Annotated in this window: 4 protein-coding genes; 3 read left to right on the plus strand and 1 reads right to left on the minus strand. The window is 50.1% G+C overall.

Annotation, left to right across the window (positions count from 1 at the left end):
- Positions 1-161: 161 nt before the first annotated feature.
- Complete coding sequence (locus tag LKE08_RS20375; protein WP_324706085.1) at positions 162-1,214, minus strand: dipeptide epimerase; 1,053 nt, start codon at positions 1,212-1,214, stop codon at positions 162-164.
- 182 nt (positions 1,215-1,396) lie between these two features.
- On the opposite strand from LKE08_RS20375, the gene phnD reads away from it, so the two are divergent.
- From phnD to LKE08_RS20390, 3 genes are all read left to right on the plus strand, one after another.
- On the plus strand, positions 1,397-2,275 hold the full coding sequence (phnD, locus tag LKE08_RS20380; RefSeq protein ID WP_324706086.1) for a phosphate/phosphite/phosphonate ABC transporter substrate-binding protein: 879 nt from the start codon (positions 1,397-1,399) through the stop codon (positions 2,273-2,275).
- 48 nt (positions 2,276-2,323) lie between these two features.
- A complete protein-coding gene (locus LKE08_RS20385; RefSeq protein ID WP_324706087.1) occupies positions 2,324-4,201 on the plus strand; it encodes an ATP-binding protein in 1,878 nt (625 codons plus the stop codon).
- Positions 4,202-4,344: 143 nt separating this feature from the next.
- Entirely contained in the window at positions 4,345-5,091 is a 747-nt protein-coding gene (locus LKE08_RS20390; RefSeq protein WP_324706088.1) for a dinitrogenase iron-molybdenum cofactor N-terminal domain-containing protein, read from the plus strand.
- The last annotated feature ends 23 nt before the right edge of the window (positions 5,092-5,114 follow it).

Genomic DNA, 5,114 nt, shown 5'->3' on the forward strand with positions numbered 1-5,114 from the left:
TTGAAATGGGGTCAGAAATTTTCAAACCCTTATAGAAAAGCCGTTTCAGTTTCCGACTCCCGACTCCCGACTGCCGACTCCCGCGCGCAGCGCTATATATCCCGCAGCCTCGCGAACACAAAATCATCCGATTCCCCCATGCAATTGTTAATTATTAATTGTTAATTATTAATTATTCCACATCCCAAACCGGGCAGATCGTTGGGAATCAGACAGCCCTCCCGGACGATCGCACCTCGAAACGGATCGTCAACCAAATTGAGGTGGGAATCCAAATCCAAATAGTCGGCGAGGGGGGCGAGTTGGGAAGCCGCCGTATTTGCCAAAGTGCTGTCGGAATAGCAGCCGAACATCACCTGCAACCCGCAGGCTTTGGCGGTGTGGATCATCCGCATCGCCTCCGTCAATCCGCCGGATTTCATCAGTTTGATATTGATGCCGTGAACGCAGTGGGCGAACCGGGGAATGTCGCGGCTGGTGAAACAACTTTCGTCGATAAAAATCGGCAGCGGGGACTGGGAATAAAGTTCGGGCAACTGTGCGGGGGCGACATCCGCAGCCAGGGGTTGTTCGACGTAAATCACCCCCATTTCGGCCAGCCAGCGGCACATTTTCACGGCGTCCGGCAGGGTCCATCCCCCGTTGGCATCGACGTACAATCGGGCATCCGGGGGGGCTTCCGCCTGCACCGCCTCGAACATTTTGCGATCGGCTTCGATGCCGGCGGGGGAGCCCAATTTCACCTTCAAAACCCGCACGTCGAGATAATTGATCCAGTCCCGAACTCTGGCTTTTGCCCCCTCCGGCGTGTTGATGCCGATGGTGACGGAAATGGGGACGGTGCGATCGCGATCGAGTCCCCACAGTCGCCACAGGGGGATGCCCAGTTTTTTTCCCACCCAGTCGTGGAGGGCCATATCCACCGCACAGCGGACGGCGGAAGGGGCGCCCGTTCGCTCCATTATCTCCTCCACCGGTTGGCGATCGAATGGAGTAAACTGCTTTAATAGAGGGGCAATTGTCTCCAAATGCTTGAGGATGACTGCGGTGGTCTGGGGATGTTCTCCGACTGAAAAGGGCGAGGCTTCCCCCCACCCCTCCAAACCGTCGAGTTTCACCCGCACCCAAACATTGGTGGAGTGTGCCGTCGTACCTCGGCTGATGGTCAGGGCAAATCGTTTATTGACGGTAAAGGGTTGGAATTGAAGTTTCATAAAGTTAAAAATTAGGGATGTAGTTCTACTTTAATTATAGTCCAATTTTTCAAAAAAATTGATTTTAATATGGCGTAAATTTGGACAAAGCTTGAGTTTTAAATTAACCATTTTTTTATGCTGATACTGCTGGTTTGTATCTGTCCATTTTTTCTGCCCCGCCCAATTGGAGGACGAACTCTATGAAACGGCGTCATTTTTTGAGTTATTCGCTGTTATTTCTGGCCGGATGTAGCGCGATCGCTCCCAATCCGAACCCAACATCCGCCACTCTCAATATTGACAAACTTCGCCTGACGGTGACGGATGTCCCCGAACCGGAGAGATTGCTGCAAGATTACGAAACGTTTCGCCAAGAATTGGAGGCGGTGCTGGGAATTCCCGTCGAGTTTGTCCCGGTTAACAATCAAATCGAAGCGGCTTCGGCTTTGCGTTTAAATCAGGTCGATATGGCCCTGGCGGGGCCTTCGGAATATGTGGTCATTAATGCCCGGACGAATGCCCGACCTTTGATCGGAATTACCCGCCCGAATTACTATTCGGTGATCGCCACAAAAACCGGTCAAAATATTGAGAGTTTGGAGGATCTAAAAGGGAAGACGATCGCCCTGTCGGATGTGGGTTCGACCAGCGGCCATCTCGGGCCAACAAAACTATTAATTGATGCCGGATTAGATCCCCAAACCAATGTCAAAGTGTTGATGTTGGGGGACGAAGGCAGCATCGAAGCGATCGCCACGGGGGCAGTGGCGGCTTGGGGGGGATCGGCGGTGGATTATTCGACCTTCCTGAACTCGGAAGAAGAGTTTCCAATTATTGCCGAAACCCCTCCCTTACCCAGCGATATTTTTATGGTCAACAGTCAGCTCGATTCTCGAACGGTGGCAGCTCTCCGCGATCGCATGGTGGAGAATCAAGAACGGCTGATTGCGGCCTTGGTGGAGGGAGAATCGACGCAAAAATACAAAGATTCGGAATTGTTTGAAGCCCAAGATTCGGATTATGACTTAATTCGCCAGGTTTACGAAGCGATCGGGGAGGGGGAGTTGATCGAAAACTAAGTTGAAATATAATTGAAGCAGTTGAGAGAAATTTAACGGACCCAATTCATGTTTTTTTTCAAGAAAATATTCGGCGAAAAAGAACCGTCAGTTAATGAAAAAAAAAGACCTGTAAATTGCTCATTTGAATGCGATAAACGGTCGATAATTCGCGACAATTCAGGGTGGCAAAAACTGTCAATTCGCAACTGGAGTATCGGCAAAAAGTTCGGTTACAGCTATATGCTGGCGATCGCCATTGCAATTGTCGGGACGACTGTCGGATTGGCGGTCGGCGAGTATTATCAAAAACAAGCGTTGCAAGCCTTGACGGAAACGGAAGAACAACAAGAATTGCTCCACGAGTTAGAAAAGTCAATCTTGGCGATGCGATCGCATCCCCAGCGACTTGTCCCGACCCTAGGAAAAACGGTCTGGTTCGACTACGAAAAAGCGACCTTTCTCGGCAATGTCCGCCAAGTCGATACCTGGCTATCCGAATTATTCCAATATATCGATGAAAGACCCAATCGATTGGCGACGAATCAGGTCAATTACCGGCAATTATTGCGAGATTATCAGCAGGCGACCGATTCCTATGTGACGCAGATTCTATCGCTCTGGAATCGGGTCGAACCGGCGACGGTACAAGCCGATGAAATTCGGGGGGCACAGCAGAAAATTTTGACGCTGCTGAATGGGGAATCATACACGACTGTAAGCGCCAAATTTGACCGGCTTTCAGAACAATTAAACGAATTAATAAACGATTCAGGAAGACAGTACGAAGAGGCGACAATTTACTTCCAAAAATCTCGCTATTTGCGGTTACAAATTATCGCCTTTAGCATGATTTTATCGACAGCGATCGCCACCTTTTTAGCTGTCTACACCAGTCGGGCGATCGCCACCCCCATCAAATCCGTCACCACCGTCGCCAACCGGGTCGTCAAAGAATCGAATTTTTACCTGCAAGCCCCCGTGACGACGGCGGACGAAGCCGGACTATTGGCGATGTCTTTAAACCAGTTAATTCGCTGGGTGAGGGAATACACCGAAGCCCTGGAATTCGCCCGCCGAACATTAGAAGAACGGGTGGACGAACGCACCCGAGAACTGAAGTTGGCTGTCGAGGAACTCAAACAGACCCAAAGCCAACTGATTCAAACGGAAAAAATGTCGGGTTTGGGACAGATGGTGGCGGGAATCGCCCACGAAATTAACAACCCCGTCAGCTTTATTTACGGCAACACCGAACACGCCAAAGAATACGCTCAAGATCTGTTGAATCTAGTGCAATTATATCAGGAAAGTTACCCCGATCCCAAACCCGAAATCGTCGAGATGATGGAAGAAATTGACTTCGAGTTTATGAAGGACGATTTTATCAAATTGATGACCTCCATCCGGGTGGGGGCCGATCGCATTCGGGAAATCGTCCTGTCCCTGCGAAACTTTTCCCGCCTGGACGAGGCTGACATGAAAGATGTCAACCTTCACGACGGGATCGACAGTACGCTGTTGTTATTAAATAATCGGTTAAACCACCGGATCGAAATTGTCAAATCTTACGGAGATCTGCCCCTGGTGAAGTGCTATCCCGCCCAACTGAACCAGGTGTTCATGAATATTATCGCCAATGCGATCGACGCTTTGGAAGATTTCTACAAAAAAGAACCCGATCGCCCCCCGAAAATTTTCATCGAAACGGAACAAATCGGCGATCGCGAAGTGGAAGTCAAAATTCGGGATAATGGCCCCGGAATCCCCCCCGAAATTCGCAACAAGCTATTCGACCCATTTTTTACCACCAAAGAAATTGGCAAGGGGACGGGATTGGGCCTTTCAATTTGTTATCAAATCGTCGAAAAACATCGCGGCAAAATTATCCTGGATTCTCAAGTTAGCCGGGGGACGACCTTTTGCATCCAACTGCCGACCCAATAGAATGGGTTACAAAAGACAACATTTATTGAACTTAAAACACAAAATTTTACAATCTCTCATCCGTAGTCAACGATACGGAAACTTCCCGGAACGTTCCATCATTCTAAAGATATGACGCACCCCATGCAGAGAGATTGTTGGAAATGATTCGACGGCAAGTTTCCGAAAATATTGCTTTCAGAATTGCCCTAGCCGCGCGATCGCTCCCCGGCGTGTCCGTCCGCGACTTACGCACGGCTTTACAAAACATACTCGGCGGCGAATTCGACGAATGTCACCTCAGTCAAGTCACCGCCACCCACCTGGAAACGGCTTTCAGAGGAACTTACAATTGGGACGGGACAAGCCATTCGATACCGCTTTCGACCCTGAAAACCGCGACTCAAATTCTCTGGGGAGAAATTCAAGATCTCGACCAGCTTCTTCCCGCCGTGGAACCCTACCGAGACGGCGAGATGTCCAATTCGATCCGGGTCGCGATCGCATCCAATACCGACGAATTGTTGGACGGCCATTTCGGTTTCTGCCTGCGGTATTTAATTTATCAAGTCTCCGCAACTCGCCTCAAATTGATAGATATTCGACCCGCAGAATCGGCGGATTCTTTCGAGGATCGAAATGCCTTCCGCATGGATTTAATCCGAGATTGTCACGCCCTTTATGCCCTCTCCCTCGGCAGTTCGGTGGCGGAAAAACTGACTCAAGCCAACATTTATCCTGTGAAAAAATTGCACGGCGGCAACGCCCGAGATCTCCTCGCCAATTTGCAAAAAGCGATCGTCACTGCCCCCCCGCCGTGGCTGGCGAAAGTGTTGGGAGGCGAGTTTTCAGTGTCATTCTCGCCCTCACCCCCAACCCCTCTCCCAATTCTGGGAGAGGGGAGCCATTGAGTTCCCCCCAGAATTGGGGGGTT

Source organism: Lyngbya sp. CCY1209, assembly GCF_035615495.1.
GTDB lineage: Bacteria > Cyanobacteriota > Cyanobacteriia > Cyanobacteriales > Microcoleaceae > Limnospira.